General features: G+C 64.9%; 13 protein-coding genes. 7 read left to right on the top strand and 6 right to left on the bottom strand.

The annotated features are described in order from the left end of the window. Nucleotides 1–3: 3 nt before the first annotated feature. Both ACYYG1_RS05845 and ACYYG1_RS05840 read right to left on the bottom strand, forming a co-directional pair. Nucleotides 4–3,705, bottom strand: a complete 3,702-nt coding sequence (locus ACYYG1_RS05845) for a pyruvate carboxylase (protein WP_461209351.1) — start codon at nt 3,703–3,705, stop codon at nt 4–6. A gap of 57 nt (nt 3,706–3,762) precedes the next feature. After that, a complete protein-coding gene (locus ACYYG1_RS05840) occupies nt 3,763–4,659 on the bottom strand; it encodes a biotin--[acetyl-CoA-carboxylase] ligase (protein ID WP_461209350.1) in 897 nt (298 codons plus the stop codon). Between the two features lie 79 nt (nt 4,660–4,738). Here ACYYG1_RS05840 and ACYYG1_RS05835 point away from each other — a divergent pair, with 79 nt between their 5' ends. The 3 genes from ACYYG1_RS05835 to ACYYG1_RS05825 all read left to right on the top strand — a co-directional run bounded on the left by ACYYG1_RS05835 (nt 4,739) and on the right by ACYYG1_RS05825 (nt 8,347). Then, the gene (locus ACYYG1_RS05835; protein WP_461209349.1) at nt 4,739–5,926 is read left to right on the top strand and encodes a tRNA nucleotidyltransferase/poly(A) polymerase-related protein; all 1,188 of its coding nucleotides are present in this window, start codon (nt 4,739–4,741) and stop codon (nt 5,924–5,926) included. 133 nt (nt 5,927–6,059) lie between these two features. Continuing rightward, nucleotides 6,060–7,235 (top strand): HD-GYP domain-containing protein, encoded by a 1,176-nt coding sequence (locus ACYYG1_RS05830; protein WP_461209348.1) that lies wholly within the window; start codon nt 6,060–6,062, stop codon nt 7,233–7,235. A gap of 194 nt (nt 7,236–7,429) precedes the next feature. After that, nucleotides 7,430–8,347, top strand: coding sequence for an exopolyphosphatase (locus ACYYG1_RS05825; RefSeq protein WP_461209347.1), 918 nt, complete (start codon nt 7,430–7,432; stop codon nt 8,345–8,347). Nucleotides 8,348–8,421: 74 nt separating this feature from the next. On the opposite strand, the gene ACYYG1_RS05820 is transcribed toward ACYYG1_RS05825, so the two are convergent. Continuing rightward, nucleotides 8,422–9,324 carry a diacylglycerol/lipid kinase family protein gene (locus ACYYG1_RS05820; RefSeq protein WP_461209346.1) on the bottom strand — a complete coding sequence of 301 codons (903 nt, stop codon included), beginning with the start codon at nt 9,322–9,324 and terminating at the stop codon, nt 8,422–8,424. 207 nt (nt 9,325–9,531) lie between these two features. Here ACYYG1_RS05820 and ACYYG1_RS05815 point away from each other — a divergent pair, with 207 nt between their 5' ends. From ACYYG1_RS05815 to ACYYG1_RS05805, 3 genes are all read left to right on the top strand, one after another. Then, nucleotides 9,532–10,530 carry a glycosyltransferase family 4 protein gene (locus tag ACYYG1_RS05815; RefSeq protein ID WP_461209345.1) on the top strand — a complete coding sequence of 333 codons (999 nt, stop codon included), beginning with the start codon at nt 9,532–9,534 and terminating at the stop codon, nt 10,528–10,530. Nucleotides 10,531–10,730: 200 nt separating this feature from the next. Continuing rightward, on the top strand, nt 10,731–11,594 hold the full coding sequence (locus tag ACYYG1_RS05810) for an esterase/lipase family protein (protein ID WP_461209344.1): 864 nt from the start codon (nt 10,731–10,733) through the stop codon (nt 11,592–11,594). A 444-nt stretch (nt 11,595–12,038) separates the two neighbouring features. Further along, a complete protein-coding gene (locus ACYYG1_RS05805; RefSeq protein WP_461209343.1) occupies nt 12,039–13,550 on the top strand; it encodes a P-loop ATPase, Sll1717 family in 1,512 nt (503 codons plus the stop codon). Between the two features lie 298 nt (nt 13,551–13,848). Here ACYYG1_RS05805 and ACYYG1_RS05800 read toward each other — a convergent pair whose 3' ends face one another. The 3 genes from ACYYG1_RS05800 to ACYYG1_RS05790 all read right to left on the bottom strand — a co-directional run bounded on the left by ACYYG1_RS05800 (nt 13,849) and on the right by ACYYG1_RS05790 (nt 17,471). Next, the gene (locus ACYYG1_RS05800; RefSeq protein WP_461209342.1) at nt 13,849–14,952 is read right to left on the bottom strand and encodes a glycosyltransferase; all 1,104 of its coding nucleotides are present in this window, start codon (nt 14,950–14,952) and stop codon (nt 13,849–13,851) included. Continuing rightward, nucleotides 14,939–16,528 carry a glycosyltransferase family 4 protein gene (locus ACYYG1_RS05795; protein WP_461209341.1) on the bottom strand — a complete coding sequence of 530 codons (1,590 nt, stop codon included), beginning with the start codon at nt 16,526–16,528 and terminating at the stop codon, nt 14,939–14,941. The genes ACYYG1_RS05800 and ACYYG1_RS05795 overlap by 14 nt, the downstream gene beginning before the upstream one ends. A gap of 88 nt (nt 16,529–16,616) precedes the next feature. After that, nucleotides 16,617–17,471 (bottom strand): glycosyltransferase family 2 protein, encoded by an 855-nt coding sequence (locus ACYYG1_RS05790; RefSeq protein ID WP_461209340.1) that lies wholly within the window; start codon nt 17,469–17,471, stop codon nt 16,617–16,619. A 301-nt stretch (nt 17,472–17,772) separates the two neighbouring features. On the opposite strand from ACYYG1_RS05790, the gene ACYYG1_RS05785 reads away from it, so the two are divergent. Next, a complete protein-coding gene (locus ACYYG1_RS05785; protein ID WP_461209339.1) occupies nt 17,773–19,251 on the top strand; it encodes a GGDEF domain-containing protein in 1,479 nt (492 codons plus the stop codon). Nucleotides 19,252–19,289 lie beyond the last annotated feature (38 nt).

Here is a 19,289-nt window from a genome sequence, read left to right as displayed (position 1 = left end):
TCCTTAGAGTTTACGCCCGCAACCGGGGCAGAAGCTGTAATTGTCGTCCAGGATGTGCATGTCGCATCCCGGGCAGGTTTTGGGTATGGGACCCAGCTCCACCAGGAGCTCGCCTTCCACCACGGGGACCATTTTCTTGTCGTCCTTGAAGTTGGCGGCCTTGAGCACGCGCTTGACCACGCCGCCCACAGGCGCGAGCACGGCCTTCTCCTGCTTCATGATGGAGATGTTGAAGAGTTCCTCTCCGGCCTCCACCACCTGGCCCGGCTCCACGTACATGATCCAGAGATCGCCGTTGGAGGGCGCGCCCACCTGGAAGGGGTTGGAGGAATCGGCCCGCTCCACGCTGGCCTTGCCGCCGGAAACGGGCTCGGCCACCTTCACCGGGCAGATCACGGCCTCGGAGTCCAGGATGTAGCGCACCACGCTGGTGCCCGAGTCGTCGGGGTCGGTCATGTGCACGATGGTCATGCTGTGGGGCTTGCGCGAGCTGTCCAGGAAGGACAGTTCGCGGCCGACCTCCAGGCCCTCGAACCAAACGTCCAGGGGCACGCAGTTGGGGTCGCCGAAGCGCTGCACGAACTTCATGGTCTTCAGGGCGTCGCCCGGGTGGTTCAGGTACATCACGAATTCCTCGTGATTGGGCTCGCGGCGCAGGTGCTCGCGCAGGGCCGCGCGCTCGGCGTCCAGGTCCACGTCGGGCAGGGAGAGCAGCGGCGAGGCCTCGGTGCGCCGGGCCAGGGCCTTCTTGTAGTCCGGGCCGAAGGCGCTCTCGTAGACCCAGTTCGCGGGGAAGCCCAGGGGCAGCCGCCCGAACTTGCCCAGCAGCAGGTTGCGGAAGGCGTCGTTGGAGTCGCGGTAGATGGCCAGGCGCGAACGCCTGATGTTCTCGGACTGCTCCTCCTCGGGCGTGTTGACCACGTAGTCCAGCACGTCCAACAGGTCGCGCACCTCGCGCTCTCCGCCGCGCTTGTAGGCCCCGGTCACGCCCAGGAAGGCGGTGTTCCAGGTGATCTGCGAGCCCGGGGTCACGTCGTGGTAGCGCACGATCTTGCGCGTGCTGGCCAGGAACTTGAGCATGTACGGCAGCAGGTGGATATACCCCTGCTTGAGGGCCCCTTCCTGGGACGAGGACGTGGCGCCGCCGGGCATGCCGTGCTCCACCACGTCGTAGTCGATGCCCTGGAAGTACGGGGCCGTATAGCGGTCGTAATAGGGCATGATCTGCTTGAGCACGAAGTTGCAGGTGCGGATCACGTCCTTGTTCAGATTGGTCTTCAGGCCCAGGTCCTGCTCCATGTACGCGGCCGTGGACAGGACCTCGCCCTGGCCGTACCAGCGCACGCAGGCGCCGATGGCCGTGTCCACGATATGCGCGCCGGCCTTGGCGGCCTCGCCCAGGGCCGGGACGAACAGGCCGTCGGTATAGTGCCGGTGGTAGTGCAGCACCAGGTCGGGATACTTCTTGCGCAGTGCCGTCACCAGGGCCTTCATGAAGTGCGGCGGGCACAGGCCGCCCATGTCCTTGAGGCCCAGGATGATCATCTTCTGGGCCTTTTTGGTGGACACGCCCGCGATGTCGCGCACCAGCCCGAGGATCTCCTCGGTGACGCCCAGGTAGTGGTTCACGTCGAAGCCCTTGGCGTGGGACATGGACAGCGCGGGCTCGAAGATGTTGCGCGTGGACGAGAGCACCACCTCGGCGAAGGGGCGCATATTATCGATATGGTTCAGGAAGTCGAAGCAGCGGATGATGTCGTAGTGCTCGTTGACCATCTCCGCGGTGGCCTGCATCACGTTCTTGGACTGGGGCTTGTAGCCCAGCACGTTGGTGGAACGGATCAGGATCTGCTTCAGGGTCTTGGGCGCCAGCTCGTTCCAGCGCGCGGCCTCGGTGAAGGGATAGGTCATGTTGGCCAGCATGGCCACGTGGAAGTGCGCGCCGCCGCCGTTCTCCAGGGAGAAGAACCCGCAGTTGTCCAGGTACTGGGCCACGATTTCGTCCTCGGCCAGGCGGAAGCGGTTGCCGCTGTTGGACTGGGTCTGGTCGCGGCCCGTGGTGTCCGTGAAGTGCACGTGGTCCGAATCGCGCACGTAGTCCAGGGTGGCCTGGCGGTCGAAGCGCGGATAGGGGTGCTCCTGGGCGTTGGGGAAGATGCGCGGCAGCACGGGCTCGAAGGCGTCCAGGCGCTTGTCCGCGCGGCCCCGGTATTCGCCCAGGGACACGTACTCGTTGTAGCCCTTGGCCGAGATGTCGGCGATGAGCCGCGAGAGGCGCAGGGCCTCGGGCTCCTCGTCGACGTAATGCATGAGCTCCGGCGTGTTGCCGATGAAATTGGTGTTGAAGTCGCCGTCGCGGAACTTGCGGTTGCGGATGATCTGCAGGTGGAAGGGGATGGTGGTCTTCACACCGCTGACGTTGTACTCGCGAAGCGCGCGGTCCAGCACCCGCAGGGCCTTTTTCCAGGTCTTGCCCGAGGCGGCCAAGAGGCTCGCGGCGCTGTCGTACTGCGAGGGGAACTCGTAGCCCGCCGTGACGCAGGAATCCAGGCGGATGCCGGGGCCGCCCGGGGACACGTAACGGGTGATGCGCCCGGAGTTGGGCGAGAAGCCGTCCTGCGGGTCCTCGCAGTTCACGCGCACCTGCAGGGCCACGTTGCTGGGCTTGGTGACGGTCTTGCTGAAGCGCAGCTTGCCGCCGAAGGCGATGGAAATCTGCTCCTCAACCAGGTCCACGCCGTAGCGCAGCTCGGTGATGCCGTGCTCCACCTGCAAACGGGTGTTGACCTCAATGAGGTACGGGGTGCCGTCGCCCTCCACCAGGAACTCCACCGTGGCCAGGGAGTAGTAGCCCACTTCCTTGACCAGCTGGCAGGCGTATTCCTTGAGGCTCTCGCGCAGTTCCACGGTCATGCCCGGCCAGGGCGAGGGGGTGATCTCCACCAGCTTCTGGTGGTTGCGCTGCACGGTGCAGTCGCGCTCGTCAAAAGCGAAGACGTTGCCGTAGCGGTCGGCCACCACCTGGATCTCGATGTGGCGCACGTTGGTCAACAGGCGCTCCACGTACAGGCGGGGGTTGCCGAAGCTGGCCTGGGCCATGGCCGAGGCCTTGTTGAAGGCGTCCTCCAGCTGCTCGGGGCGGAAGACCTCGTAGATGCCGCGGCCCCCGCCGCCGCCCTCGGCCTTGAGCATCACGGGGTAGCCGATCTGCCCGGCGATCTCGCGGGCCTCGGGGATGCTCACGGCGCCGTCGGAACCGGGCACCACGGGCACGCCCAGGCGCTTGGCCAGGGCGCGGACCTGGACCTTGTTGCCCAGGATGCGCATGGGCTCGGCCTCGGGGCCGATGAATTCGATGCCCGCCTTGCGGCACTTCTCGGGAAAGGATTCGTCCTCGGCGGAAAAGCCCCAGCCGGGGTGGATGGCCACCACGCCCCTGGCCTTGGCTTTTCGGATGATGCGGTCGATGTCCAGATAGGCCCTGGGGTTGTCGCCCAGGAGCATGAGCTCCTGCACGCCGGTGGTGGCCGGCGAGGTCTTGTCCACGTCGGTGGCGGTCATCACGGGGATGGCGTCGCTCATCTCACGGATGGTGCGCACGATGCGGCGCGCGGGAATACCCCGGTTGGCGACGAGAATTCTCTTGCCCTTGATCTTCTCAAGGACGTCCTTGAACGGAATGGGACGGGGGGGTTTCTGAGCCAAGGCCACAACTCCTCATGACGTCGCCCCGCACCTTGCGGGGCTATCGCCGCTTAACAATTAGTCCGGCGCGATGCTCCCGGAACGGAGAATCTCCCTGCGGCCTTGACGATCGAGGATCAGGCCGCCGTCCTCCGCAAGGCCGACAGGCACAGCGTAGAACTCCTCTTGCGCGCCCAGGACCCGAACACGGCGGCCCAGCCAGACCACCCGCTTTTCGAGCCCCGCCAGGAAAGAACGGGGATCAGCGTCGCAAGCCCGACTGTCATACCAGTTCCGGGCCAAATCCACAAGCCTTTGCCACAGGGAAATGGTGGAAAACACGTCACCAAGCGGTGACAACGACCCTCCCCGTGGGCTCCACTCCGTGCGAATATCCCTGTCCAGCGGGGCTGAAACAAGATTCACCCCGATGCCCACAAGGACTTCTCCCCCTCGCTCCTCCACCAGGATGCCGCCGACCTTGGAGCCGTCGGCCAGAAGCAGGTCGTTGGGCCACTTGATGGAGACGCTCAGCCCGCACTGTTCCAGGGCTTCGGCCATTATCCCCCCTACGACCAGGGGGACCAGGCCGTTCCAGGGCGCGGACAGCGAGGGCCAGCGCCACGCGGCATAGATGTTACCCGGCGGTGACACCCAGAAACGCCTGAGTTGGCCACGCCCGGAGTTCTGGGACAGGGCCAGCACGGCGCCCCACTCCGGCAGGAGCCCGTCGGCGGAAAGCGCACGGGCAACGTCCAGTGAGGAACCGCATTCGCCGCAGACAATGACGGAAGAGGCGTTCGTCGAAGCGTCGTCGGAGGGGGCCCACCAGGGACCGCGCTTGAGCCACGGGCCGCGACGGTCAACCTCGGCGGCCCACAGGGGATGGGACTTCGCGAGGGCCTCGGGATCCAGGGGGGCGGCTAGCCCCTCCCGGCCTTCGGCCCAGAGCAGAATCCCGCAGGATTCGATCATAGGTCTTCCGTACTTCTCCCCGGCCCGGAGGTCAATCCCGACTAGCATGGTTCGTCCCCGGTCTGATATAAGGTCGCTCATGCTGATCTGTCTGGTGGGCGGCGCGGTGCGCGACATGCTGCTGGGCCGGGAGGTCGCGGACCGCGACTACCTGGTGCTCGGGGCCACGCGCGCCCAGTTCCTGCGGCGCTTTCCCGGGGCCCGGGAGGTGGGCCGGTCCTTTCCCGTGTTCCTGGTGGACGGCCGGGAATTCGCCTTCCCGCGCTCGGAATGCGCTCCCGCGGCCTGCTGCTCCTTCGGCCCGGGGGACGTGCTGAACGAGTTGGCCTCGGACCTGGCGGCCCGGGACCTGACCGTCAACGCCCTGGCCCTGCCCCTGCCGGACTTCCCGGCCCTGCCCGCGCCCACGGACGCGCGGGGGCTGGTGGCCGGGCTGCCCACGTCCCTCGCGGACCTGGACGGCCGCGTGCTGCGTCCCGCCGGACCCGACGCCCTGGACCAGGACCCCCTTAGGGTCTTCCGCGCGGCGCGCTTCGCGGCGCAACTCCCGGACTTCGCCCTGCACGACGAGCTGGCCCGGGCCATGGCCCGGGCCGCGCCCCTGGCCACGGACCTGTCTCCCGAGCGCGTGGGCGCGGAGTTGCGCAAGGCCCTGCGCTCCCCGGCCCCGGGGCGCTTCCTGCGCGTGCTGGCGGATACGGGCTGCCTCGCGCCCTGGTTCGCGGAGCTGGACGGGGCCGACGCCGTCCCGGCCGGGCCCGCGCCCCACCACGACTGCTCCATGCTGGAGCACACGGCCCGGATCATGGACGCCCTGGCCGGGCAGGAACTGCCCTGCTGGATGGCACTCTGCCACGACCTGGGCAAGACCGCCACGCCGCCGGACGGCCATCCCAGCCACCACGGCCACGAAGCCCTGGGCGCGCCCCTGGCCGAAAGGCTGGGCCGCCGCCTGGCCCTGCCCGAGCGCTTCATCCGCGCCGGGGAACTGGCCGCGCGCCTGCACATGCAGGCGGCCCGCTATCCCGAGCTGCGCCCGGGCACGCGCGTGGACCTGCTCGCGGCGCTGCACGCCCGGCGTCTGACCCGCGAACTCTTCGCCCTGGCGGCCGCGGACTGCGGGGAGGACCACACCGCCACGGCCCTCGGCGACCTGGACGCCATGCTGCGCGTCCGCCTGCCCGAGGACCAGCGCGGCCTGGGCGAGGAGTCCGGGCGCAGGCTGCGCGAACTGCGCTGCCAGGCCCTGACCGCCAGGCCCCGCTGACCCCGACCAGCCGCCCTTCCCGGGCCCGTTTCCAGCGCCTCCCTTAGAACTCCCTCTTGACTATAGAATACTCCACTGCTAGGCATTACAATGGAGAATAGGTATTTTTACGATTCCACCTCCCGGTGCAGCCATGAAACCCGGATTGTCGCATCTGCTGGGCCCCCTGCCGGACCTGGCCTCCATGGACGGACCGCGCCCGCGCGGAAAGTGGGGCGCGTTCTCGCGCCGCGTTCTGGAGCCCGCCCTGCTCCTGGCGGGCATCCTGGGCGTGGTCTGGCTGGTGGCGGCCACCGGGGGCATCAAGTACGTCTACGCCCACCTCATGTATCTGCCCCTGGTCCTGGCCGCGTACCGCTTCGGGCTCTGGGGCGGGCTCCTGGCGGCCCTGGCCGCGGGCCTGTGCCTGGGGCCGCTGATGCCCATCAACGTGGCCACCGGCGAAAAGCAGGACCTGGCCAACTGGCTGACCAGGATGGCGCTCTTCCTGCTGGTGGCTGGCCTGAGCGGGCTGCTCTTCGGCCGCCTGCGCCGAGGCGCCTCGCAGCTCAAGCGCATGCTGGACACGTCGCGCAAGACCCTGCGCAACGTGCTCAAGACCTTCTCGGCCATCATCACGGCCCGCGACAACCGCACGGGCGATCACAGCCAGCGCGTGGCCCACAACGCCTATTCCATGGGCCGCCAGATGGGGCTCTCCCAGCCGCAACTCCAGGAAATATACTGGGCCGGGCTGCTGCACGACATCGGCAAGGTCTGGATACCCGACGCCATCCTCCAGAAACCCGGCAAGCTGACCAGGAGCGAACTCGCCCTGATGCAGAAGCACGCGCCCCTGGGCGAATCCCTGCTGCGCAAGCTGTCCCCGGTGTTCGCGGGCATCGCCAAGGGCGTGGGCCAGCACCACGAGCGCTGGGACGGCCGGGGCTATCCCGGCAGCCTGAAAGGCGAGGCCATCCACCTCTACGGCCGCATCCTGGCCGTGGCCGACGTGTTCGAGGCCCTGACCGCCGAGCGCCCCTACCGCGCCCCCGTGTCCCGCGACGAGGCCGTCAGGTACGTCAAGGAGCAGTCGGGGATCCTCTTCGACCCCATCGTGGTGGCGGCCTTCGTGGCCGGGGCCCAGGCGGACATCATCCTCGTGGACGGCGAGCCCTCCCGCTGGCAGGATCCGCCCATGGACCTGGACGAGAAGGAGGCCCTGGAAGCCCTGCTTGGAAGGACGGCCTCGGCCCGGCCCGGATCCAAGGCCGCATCCGGGAAAAACCGCAAGCCGACGGCCCCCAAGCCGGTCGATCCCTCCAGCTGACCCGGACGCCCGAGGGCCGGGGCAAGCTCCCCGGCATCCACGGCAAACCGCGCCTTCCCGAGCCAAACACGGATTCCTTTCCTTTAAAAACTTTGACAGTAATTCCGCGTTATGGCTATATGATGGACAACGTAAATAACATGGAACAGGCGGTCCTCGCCCGCCCGCCAGGCGTCGTTCCAAGGAGGTTTTGCATGAGACTGCTGACGCGATCCGATTTCGACGGCCTGATCTGCGCCGTCCTGCTCAACGAACTGGGGCTCATCGACGAATGGAAATTCGCGCACCCCAAGGACCTGCAGGACGGGACAATCGATGTCACGGACAACGACATCCTGGCCAACGTGCCCTACGTCAAGGGCTGCGGCATGTGGTTCGACCACCACGCCTCCGAGGCGACCCGCCTGGGCACGGATTTCGAATTCAAGGGCTCCTACAAGCAGTCTCCCAGCGCGGCCCGCGTGATCTGGGAATACTACGGCGGCCATGAGAAATTCCCCAAGGATTTCGACCAGATGATGGAAGCCGTGGACAAGGTCGACTCGGCCATGCTGTCCAGGGACGAAATCCTCAAGCCCACGGGCTGGATTCTCCTCGGATTCATCATGGACCCGCGCACGGGCCTGGGCCGCTTCCGCGACTACCGCATCAGCAACTACCGCCTCATGGAAGACCTCATCGAATACTGCCGGGCCATGCCCGTGGAGAAGATCCTCGAGCTGCCCGACGTCAAGGAGCGGGTGAACCGCTATTTCGAGCAGGAGCAGCTGTTCCGCAAGATGCTGGAGGACAACTCCGAGGTCCAGGGCAGCGTCGTGATCATCGACCTGCGCAACCAGGAGACCATCTACGCGGGCAACCGCTTCATGATCTACGCCCTGTATCCCGAGACCAACATCTCCATCCACATCCTCTGGGGCCTGAACAAGCAGAACACCGTCTACACCGTGGGCAAGAGCATCCTGAACCGCAGCTCCAAGACCGACGTGGGCAAGCTGATGCTCAAGTACGGCGGCGGCGGCCACGACGCCGTGGGCACCTGCCAGGTGGAGAACGACCGCGCCGAGACCTCCCTCAAGGAGATCGTGGGCCAGATCAACGCCGACGGCTGAGCCCGCGCCAATACGCAAACACAAGGGCCGCCCCACTGGGGCGGCCCTTTTTATTGTCTGAAAACGCCAGCACCTTAGAGGATTATGCGCAGGTCGCGGGCCAGGACCTCGAAGCTGAACTCCGTGCCCGTGCCGCACCATTCGCCGTCGCACTGGAAGGCCTGCTCCGTGGGGCAGGAGACAGTGAAGCTCCGACCCTTGTGGAAGACCCCGGTGTCCGGGCGGACCTTGAGGGCCGCCGCGGCCAGGGCCGAGGCCGTGCGCAGCCGCCCCAGGTTGAAGGCCCGCACGTGCAGGCAGGGGTCCGTGAGGTCGCCCCGGTTCACGCGCAAGCCGTAGCCGTAGAAGGGATGCTTGGAAATGATGGTGGCTAGGCTGCCCGGCGCGGCCTTGACCACGGAGCCGTCGCGGATCTCCACGTCCGCGGGCCGGTATTCGGCCAGGGCCGCGGCGAAGGCCAGGCCGTAGCGCACCAGGCCCTTCTGCCGCCACACGCGCAGCTCCTCGTACTTGCGCACGGTGAGCGCGTCCACGCCCAGACTGGCGAAAAAGGCCTTGCGCCCGCCGTTGACGAGCATCACGCCCACCTCGGTGCCGGCCTTCCTGCGCACCCGCTGGAGGTAGTCCGCCCGGTTGGACAGGCCCAGGGCGCTGCCCAGGGCGTTGCCCGTGCCGAAGGGCAGGTAGCCCAGGGCGGCGTTGCCGCGCGGGGCGTTCAGGGCGTCGGTGAAGGTGCCGTCGCCCCCGGCCACCAGGACCACGTCGCTGGTGCGCGAGGCCTCGGCCACGCAGGCCCGGAAGTCCTCGGCGCTCACGCTGTCCAGGCCCAGGACCGGGGCGTCCAGGTCCCGGGCGATGGCCGCGATCCGCCGCCTGCCCTTCTCGCGGCGCATGCGCCCGGCGGCGGGGTTGGCCACCACCACGCAGTCGCGCCTGCGCATGATCGCCGGTGCCTTGCGGAACTGTTCCTGATCCATGTTCGTCGCTCCTTCATGCCCCGCCCCGTGGCGCGGCCGACAGTCCCCACCCCATATCCATCCCGGGAGTTTTGTGTCAACGAATCGGCGAAAATGTAACAATCACGAGACATCCCCCGCATGTCACCGCATCTTCACACAACCCGGCGCGGTTACGGATACTTGTCCCCGAGGTTTCGACCTCAGCGAACAGGAGCCGTAGAAGACATGAAAATCGCCATCGCCACCGACGCCTGGAACCCCTACGTCTGCGGGGTGGTCACCACCCTGAACCGCATGGTCGCGGGCCTCCAGGCCCGGGGCCACGACGTCCTGGTGGTCCATCCCGGCCTGTTCCGGACCGTGCCCTGCCCCACCTATCCGGACATCCCCCTGTCCGTGCTGCCCGGGCGCAAGCTGGCGCGCATGCTGGACGAATTCGCGCCCGAGGCCGTGGCCGCGCCCACGGAGGGCCCCCTGGGCCTGGCCGCCAGGAACCACTGTGTGCGGCGCGGCCTGCCCCTGACCACGGCCTTCATGACCCGCTTCCCGGAATACGTGCGCATGCGCTCGGGCCTGCCCACGGGCCTCGTCTACCGCCTGATGCGCTGGTTCCACGGCCCGGCCCAGCGGACCCTGGTGGCCACGCCGTCCTTGCGCGACGAGCTCACATCGCGCGGCTTCGGCCACCTGGCGGACTGGAGCCGGGGCGTGGACACGGGGCTCTTCCAGCCGCGCGACAAGGGCATCCTGGACGTGCCCCGGCCCCTGGCCATGTACATGGGCCGCGTGGCCGTGGAGAAGAACATCGAGGCCTTCCTGAAGCTGGACCTGCCCGGGTCCAAGGCCGTCATCGGCGACGGCCCGGCCTTGGACAAGCTGCGCAGGGCCCACCCCGGGGTCCTGTTCCTGGGCCGCAAGACCGGGCTGGACCTGGCCGAGCACCTGGCCGCGGCCGACGTGTTCGTGTTCCCGAGCCTCACGGACACCTTCGGCGTGGTGCTCATCGAGGCCATGGCCTGCGGCCTGCCCGTGGCCGCCTATCCCGTGACCGGGCCCCGGGACGTGGTCCTGCACGGCGAGACCGGTTGGCTGGACCGGGACCTGGGCCGGGCCGTGCGTAAGGCCCTGGCCATGGACCCCGCGCGCTGCCGCGCCCGGGCCATGCAATTCTCCTGGCAACGCAGCGTGGAGCAGTTCGAAGCCGGGCTGATCCCGGCGGCCTAGCAGACCGCCCCAAAACAGCAATCTGCGGCGTTGCTGCGAAAAATCCAAAACCTTGTGTACGGGAGTACACGTCGGTCTTGCATTTTTCTTGCGCCTTGCATCTCACTATTTTTGAACGGTCTGCTTAAAGCGATTTTAAACAGCCAGGTAGACCCTTCCCTTCCCGGCGCACGGGCTGTAGGATCGTGCCCGAAAACACCATGACCACAGCCATCATCATTCTCTGCGCCCTGGCCCTCGTGGCCGTGAGCGGCACCACCTACGCCCTGTTCTGGCACCAGGCCCGGGGCACGGAGCACATGGACCTGCTGGCCCGGGAATCCGGGGGCAGACCCTGGATACCGCTGCTGCGGGGCTTCGCCTCCAGCCTGGTCAGCCAGGCCGTGGCCACGGCCCTGTTCCCCCTGTTCCTGGTCAAGCACCTCTGGCTCACGCCCCTGGGCGCGGCCCGCAGCGGCCGCCAGGGCCCGCCCGTGCTCTTCGTGCACGGCTACACCCATTCGGCCTCGGCCTGGCTGCTCTTCGCGCGCTGGTTCCACCGGGCCGGATACACGGACCTCCACGCCACCACCTACAACAGCTGGCGTCTGGATTTCCCGGCCATCGTGGCGCAGTTGGAGCGCGAGATCGGGGCCGTGCTGGCGGCGCGGCCCGGCGAGAAGATCGTGCTCGTGGGCCACAGCCTGGGCGGGCTGGCCATCCGCCAATTCCTGAACACCTCTCCCCTGCGCGATCGCGTGCTCTGCGCCGCCACCATGGGCACCCCGCACCAGGGCACCACCATGGCCGGGCTGGGCATGAACCACCTGGGCCACAGCCTAGCCTACAAGGGCCAGCTCATCCGCTCCATCGAGGCGGCGGACACCCCGCCCCCGGCCCCCTGCCTGGCCGTGTATTCCCTGGTGGACAACATGGTCACGCCCCTGGACGGCCTCTTCATCCACGCCCCGGGCTGGAAAATGGCCCAAACCACCCCCGTCTGCCACGTAGGCATGCTCTACCACCGCCCCACTGCGGATATCGTTCTGGAATTCGTGGATCGGGTCCGACGGGAGGCGGGTTAGCGGAAGGGAGGGAGAGGAACTGGTTTCATTCTTCCAATTGGTTTAGATAAATTTAGGGTATCAGAGATAATGCACGCTGCATCGACTAGAACACAAAACATACTGCAAAATAGCAGACTAGGGATGTTTCCCATCATACCACGCGATTACTTTTTTGAATTCCATTCTCCCTCCCGTGTAGATATCTTCTTGGTGCCTGATTCCTCTTCGTCGCCATCAGCAGGAAAAAGATTCGACACTTATCGAAATCAAATTTCATTTTCAAAACAATGCTAGATAAAATCTAATTAATCGAATTTGATTTGGTTTTGAATGTCCACCTTGCTGATGCCCCCGTACCAACCCCACTTATTCACCCGCGCACTCGACAAAACCATATTGCTTAAAAAATGAAGAACTGATATAAGCCCACTTGCTGTATATAATTAAATAAACGAGGTGAAAATGTCATCTCCCTTTAAAGATTTGCCTAGAAAGATCAAGCAAGGCAAATTGAAAATTAACAATGTTTTTTCAGAGGAAAATATCCAGCGCCTTTTCGGACATGAGGCGGCTGAAGATGAAGACGTAGAACGACTGAAAGAATATTACTTCAAAAATGATGTATTTGAACAAGTAAGTGCAAACCTAAAACTGAGAATTCTTGTTGGTCACAAGGGCATTGGGAAATCAGCCCTTTTCAAAATTGCTGCATCCGAAGACATTGATAACGGGTTTCTCCCTATAGAAATCAAACCAAACGATGTAATCGGCATAGCAAATACAAATGAGGGGTTCCTTGAACTCATACAAATATGGGATGAAGGCATACGATCAATCATAGCAGACAAAGTTATCCGTTACTTTTCAGAAGAGAGTTCAAAAAAAATTCTCCCCAACGTTCCAAGTACAGGAAAATTTATTTCAACAATCATTGACACAATTAAAGGAACAACAATCGCAGACAAGGCAAAGAAATCCATATTCGACAATTTTCAAAAAAACAAAAGGATAAATGTCTATATTGACGATCTGGACAGGGGATGGGAAGGGAAAAGACAAGATATAGTCAGGATATCAGCATTACTCAATGCAATTCGCGACATTAGTAATGAGTTGAATAATGTTCATTTTAAAGTTTCGTTAAGATCAGATGTCTATTACTTAGTAAGAACATCTGATGAATCCACAGACAAAATTGAAGGATCAGTTGTATGGTACACTTGGCACAATACACAAATCCTTGCTCTATTAGCCAAAAGAGTAGAAACCTTCTACGGTCGGGAAATTTCTGAAGAAGACTTAATTGTATTACATCAGCAGCGAATTGCTACATATTTAAAACCGATTATGACACAGACATTTGAAGGTGTCGGCAAGTGGAATGGCGCTCCAATATATCGTATCTTGATGTCACTCGTACGGAATCGTCCGCGCGACCTTGTTAAATTATGCTCACTTGCAGCGAGGCAAGCACGGAAAAATAATCACAACACTATCACAACCGAAGACTTCCAAGGGATATTTGACAGCTATTCTCTAGAAAGGATTCAAGATATCGAAAATGAATTTCGCTCTGAGCTTCCAGACATACGCCGCTTACTTTTTTCCTTGAAGCCATCGGTTAAAAAATCAAAAAAATATTCTGACTCCTACGTATATTCGACAGGACAAATTGAATCAAAAATATCGTCGGTGTCAGCAGACACACCATTCTACTTCTCAAAAACACCAGACAGTCCAGCAAGCGCTAATGAGCTATTGTTTTTCTTGTATAAAATCAACTTTCTAACCGCAAGAAGAATAAACAAAGACAACATCACCGTAAGGAAAACGTTCGAAGAAAATAAATATCTCACTGCAAGTTTTGTTGACTTCGGGTTCGGATGGGAAGTGCATCCAGCCTATCGCTGGGCACTTGAACCTGATGACCATTTAAGCATTTACAATCGTCTTGAGCTACTTGATTTTGAATAACAAACTGACCTATTCGACAATTAGAACCCATTGGTCAAAATTTATTCTCATGTGAAATAGACAGGCACAAGATTTTGCACAGATATAGTATCCACCTGACACTCGCCGCCCTCGATGGAGTGTTTTCTAAACGGCCTTGGTGGCAGTCTTTTTCTTAATTTTTTCCGACTTGGGCAGGCCGTTCAAAAATAGTAAGATGCAAGGCGCAAGGGGAATGCAAGGCCGACGCGTACTCCCCGTACGCGAGGGTTTGCATTTCCCGCAGCAACGCAGCAGATTGCTGTTTTTCAACGGCCTGTCAGGGTAGCCGGGCGTAGAGCTTCAGATAATCCCCCACCATACGATCTTGGGAAAAGCGGCGTTCCCCGTCGGCGCGGGCTGCGTCGCCCAGGTGGCGGGCCGTGACGAGGTCCTGGAGCAGGCCGGTCACGGCCTGGGCCAGGCCGCTCCAGTCCCCGGGGGGCACCAGCAGGCCGTCCTGCCCGTTCCTGATCTGCTCGGGGATGCCGCCCGAGGCGAAGGCGGCCACGGGCAGGCCCGCGCTCATGGCTTCCAGCACCACCAGGGGATGGTTGTCCGCCAGGCTGGGCAGGGCCAGCACGTCGGCCGCGCGCATCAGCCGGGCCAGGGCCGCCGCGTCCACGTAGGGCAAATGCACCACGGAGCCCTTGCGCTCCATCGCGCCGCCGCCCACCACGTAGCACAGGGCCTCGGGCACCCGGGCCTTGATCCGCTCGAAGGCCTGCAGGAACTTGCGCCCCTGCTTGTAGGCCGCGTCCGCGCCGCCGTGGGCCACGAAGAGCACCATGCGCGCGCCCGGGGCCACGCCCACCTTGCGCCGGGTCTCGGCCCGGGGCGGCAGACGCACGGGCCAGGGCACGCCGTTGGGCACCACGCGCACGGACAAATCCGGCCACACGGCCCGGGCCAGGCCCGCCATCCAGCGCGACGGGGCCGCGATCTCCGGGGCCGCGCGCAGCATGGCCTCGCGCCGGGCCCCGGCCACCTGGTCCGCGTCCGCATACAGGCGCGGGCAGTCGGCCGTGCAGCCGCCCGCGAAAAACTTGCAGTCCAGGGGATAGGGACAGCCGCCCGTGAAGGCCCGGCAGTCATGCAGGGTGACGACGCTTTTCAGGCCCGAGTCGGCCACGCCGTTCATGCACGCGGCCCAGTCCTCGCTGGCGTGCACGTGCGCCAGGCCCGCGCCCGCGTCCCGGGCCGCCCGGCCCACGTCCGCCGGGGCCGTGGCCGCGTCGGCGTCCTCGCCCAGGCCGTCGTCGCGCTCGTAGCTGAACACGCCCGCGCCCAGCCCCGCGTGCACGGCCCGGGCCACCCGCGTGGTGCCGCCCTGCCCGCGCAAGAGCGTGTGGGTGAACACGCGGGGCGTCTCAGTCCCCGTCATGGACCCGCTCCAGATAGTCGTTCTTCAGGCACCAGAGGATCAGGAACCGGCACTGCTCCTCGTCGCGGCCCAGGATCTCCGCCACCTTGGGCAGCAGCAGCCCCAGGGCCTGGGGCCTGCGCGCCAAAAAGGCCACCTTGCGCACGTCCTCCGGGGTCACGGCGTTGCCCAGGCCCCGGTACACGGACACGAAGTCGAAGCCCCGGTACACGGCCTCGCCCGGGCGGGTCCAGCGGACCTTGAGCTCCGGGTCGAAGGTGCTGGTGGGATAGCTGGCGAAGACCCGGCCGAAGGGCACGGCCAGGGGGTGCAGCCCCGCCTCGGCCGGAGGCTCCACGGGCAGCTCCCAGAGCCGGTCCCAGAGGTCCACGTAGGCGTCCACCACCTTCTCCCAGGTGAAACGCTCCTCCACCCGGGCCCGGGCCGCGCGGCCCATGGTCCGGCGCAGTTCCGGGTCCTGGAGCAGCCGCCCCAGGTAGCGCGCCAGGGACGGCACGTCCACGGCGGTCTGCTGGGCCAGGAACAGATGGTATTCGTTGTCGTAGATCAGGGGGGCCATGCGGTCCAGGGAGCGGGTGTCCGCCGGGCCCATGGTGGGGGCCAGGAACCCGGTCTCCCCGTGGGCCACCAGGTCGCGGTATCCGTCGTAGTCGCTGGCCACCACGGGCAGCCCGGCGGCCCCGGCCTCCAGGATCGTCAGGCCGAAGGTCTCCTGGGGGTTGTCCACGGGGGACAGGAACACGTCGGCGGCCCGATACAGGTCGGCCTTGGCCGCCTCGTCCGGGCAGGGCACCACAGTGAGCGGCAGGCGCAGGTTTGCGGCCAGGTTCTTGAAGGTATCCACGAAGCCCTGCTCCTGTTTGCGCACCCATCCGGCCACGAACAGGCGCACGGAGCTCAGGCGCACCCCCTGGGAAGGCAGGCGCTGCATGGCCCTGAGGAGCGGCACAAGGTCCATCTTGGAATAATGGGACAGGCGCGCGAAGACCAGGATCATGGACTGGCCCGGGGCCAGGCCCAGGCGCTCCCGGGCCTGGGCGCGCTCCTCGTCCGTGGCCGGGGCCAGGGCCTGGGCGTCCACGCCCAGGGGGATGCGCTCCAGGGAGGGCCGGGGCAGGTCCCCGAAGGTCTCGGACAGGAAATCGTAGTACGCGCGCACCACCTCCAGGGCCGTGGTGGAGGTGCCCACCACGCAGTCCCGGAGCGTGGCCCCGTGCCAGAGCTGGGCCAGGAAGTCGCGGGCGTAGCGGCCGTAGGACAAGGAATGCGTGACCCCGGTGATGGGGAAGACCTCCCGGGACAGCTCGTTGCGCAGGGCCGCCAGGAACGCGGGGTGGTTGATGCAGTCCGAGAGGTGGAAACAGTGGTAGTTCACGCGCGGCAGCATGTGCGCCAGGGCCCCGCGCACCCGGACCTTGAACCCGCCCCGGCCGTGGACCTCCGGGAACCGCAGGCGCAGGGTCCCGGCTAGGCGGTCCATGAGCCCCTCGCCGCTGAGATAGAAATGGTACTCGTCAAAAGGATCGCGGGCCAGGAGCGCGCGCAGGAAGGACTCGTTGGCCACGCTGCGCCCCATGATCTCGCCCCCCTCGAAAAAGGGGTCCAATGTCGCCCAGATCTTTTTTGATTGCATCGGCTTGAAATGCCTGTGCGCCGGGGGTTCGTCAAGCGCCCGCGCTGCGCAGCCCCCGCCGCCCGGCCACTGCGGCGGACAAATCCAAGAGCTGCCGGACGTCCTCGGCGCGGGGGATGAGCCCGCGCCCGAAGGCCACGGCCCAGGGTTCGCCGCGCAACAGCGCGCGGGCCCAGGCCGCCACCTCGGAGCCGAAGAAATACTTGTTGTCCATGACGATGCGCGCCTTGGCCAGACCGTCCTCGCGCCGCGCCTTCCAGGAGCGGTTGGCCTCGTGGAGGTTGTAGCGGAACAGGGTCCCGGGCACGCGCAGGCCCTTGAACCCGTTGGCCGCGGCCTGGACCCAGAACTCCCAGTCCTCGTAGGCCGTGTGCGCGCTGTAGCCCCGGCTGGCGTCGAAGACCTCGCGCCGCACCATGGCCGCCGGGCAGAGGATGTTCTGGGTGCGCAGCAGGCCGGGGTCGAACTCCGGAACGAACACCGGGCGCACGCCCTCGGGGCCGCTCTCCAGATAGTCCGTGTAGGCCAGGGAGGCCTCGGGATGGGCCTCCAGGGCCCCGACCACGCGCTCCAGATACTCGGACTCCAGGCTGTCGTCGGGATCCAGACACAGCAGCAGGTCCCCCCGCGCGGCCGTGAGCCCCACGTTGCGCACCGGCCCGGGGTGGCCCTGATGTGTCAGGGGAATGACCTTGAACCGGCACGCGCCCAGGCCCGGGCCCAGCTCGCGGGCCACGTCGGCGCTGTCGTCGGTGCTGCCGTCGTCCACGACGATGACTTCCACGTCGTACAGACCCATGGCCTGGGCGGCCAGGGAATCGAACAGGTCGGGCAGGAAACGCCCGTAATTGTAGCAGGGTATGATGATGGATACGAGGGGTTGCATAAGTACGCGTACGCCGGGCTCCGCCCGGCCCTCCTTCCCTAGATAATCGGCAGAAACGACCCACCTGTTTAGCTTTCTTTACCCCCGGGAGTCGGAAAACCGACGCGGGCGGCAACTTTGACCCCGCCGGACACGGCCCCGGCCAATTTTATGGGCGTCCGGGAAAGTCCCTCTCCGACTCCCGGATTGCCCGCAAGTCCTGCCATTCAACCGGATTGCGCCGCCCTCCGCCCAGGCTGACTGTTTTGGCCCTAATCCTGCATTAAAAGTGCGAAAACAGACCTTCCACACAGGACGGACCATGAGCTCGAGGGAAAAAGACAACCTCTTTTGGGGATTCGGATTGTCGGACATCGAACGCCGCCGCCTCGCGGATTCGGCGCCCGGTTTCGACGTGCGCAACTGGCCCGCGGACGCCATGCCCACGGACGAGGACATGGAGCGCGATACCCCCTTCCTGATCTGGATACCCACCCGGGTGTGGGCCGGGCTGGACGCGGACTTCCGCGCCTCGGTCCTGGAATGGGACCCCCCGCAGAAGGTCCTCATGGCCGGGGCCGACGAGGTCCTGGACGTGGAGCGCATCCTGGACCAGGGCTTCCTCTCGGTGCTGCGCACCCCGGTGAACGACGCCAAGGTGCGCGAGATCCTCTACCGCGCCCGGGAAGTGCATTCCCTGTACGACGACATCGTGCGCATGACGCGCGAGATCGCCCTGGAGCGGGAAATCCTTTCCCAGAAGACCGATTACCTGATCTTCCTCAACGATTTCATGGCCAAGGCCTCGGAAAGCCTGAACCCGGCCGCCATCCTGACCCAGGCCCGGCGCGACCTGAACACGCTGCTGCCCCTGGCGGCCCTGCAGTGCATCTTCTGGCAGACGGACCAGGTGGGCTCCGTGGAGTCCGAGATCTTCCTCACCTTCCAGGAGGACGCCGCCGCCCAGGAGGAATGGATCAGCATGCTCATGGAGAGCGCCACGCGCCTCTCCGGCCACAAGGTCAACGGCTACCAGATGACCTACCTGATGGACTCCGGGGCCGACGCCAAGGCCTCCCTGGCTCCGGCCTCCGGGCGCACCATCATGATGCCCCTGTCCGCCGGCGGCAAGAATTTCGGGGCCCTGGCCCTGTTGACCAGCCTGCCCGCACGCCTCTCGCGCCAGCAGCGCGACGTGCTCAAGAGCGCCGTGAGCCACCTGGGCCTGGCGCTGAAGAACGCCCTGCTCTACCGCGAGGTCAAGCTGCGCGCGGACCACGACGGCCTGACCCGCATCTACAACCGCCAGTGCTTCGACGAGCGTCTGGTGGACGAGCTGCGCCGCGCCCAGCGCTACGGCCAGGACATCTCGCTGTTGCTCTTCGACCTGGACCATTTCAAGAAGATCAACGACACCTACGGCCACCAGGCCGGAGACCTGGTGCTCCGGGAGGTCGGGGCCCTGCTCCTGGACAGCCTGCGCTCCACGGACTTCGCGGCGCGCTACGGCGGCGAGGAGTTCGCCGTGATCCTGCCCCACACCGACGAGGACCACGCCTGGCTCTTGGCGGACCGCCTGCGCCGCAAGGTGGCCAAGCTGCCCTTCAGCATCGGGGACAAGCAGTTCTCCGTGACCACGTCCATCGGCGTGGCCTCCCTGTCCCCGGGCAGCCTGAAGCGCAACGTCGACCTAGTGGGCGAGGCCGACCGCGCCCTGTACCTGGCCAAGTCCTCGGGGCGCAACGTGGTCTGCACCACCGAGGGCGACCCCCTCCAGGCCCAGGAAAAAGCCGCCAACTGACGCTTTCCCACAGACGAATCATCGGGCCGCGCCCCCCT

It is taken from the genome of Desulfocurvus sp. DL1XJH-121 (assembly GCF_054819825.1).
The sequence above is the reverse complement of the archived record's forward strand: the minus strand, read 5'-3'. Positions and strand labels throughout refer to the sequence as shown.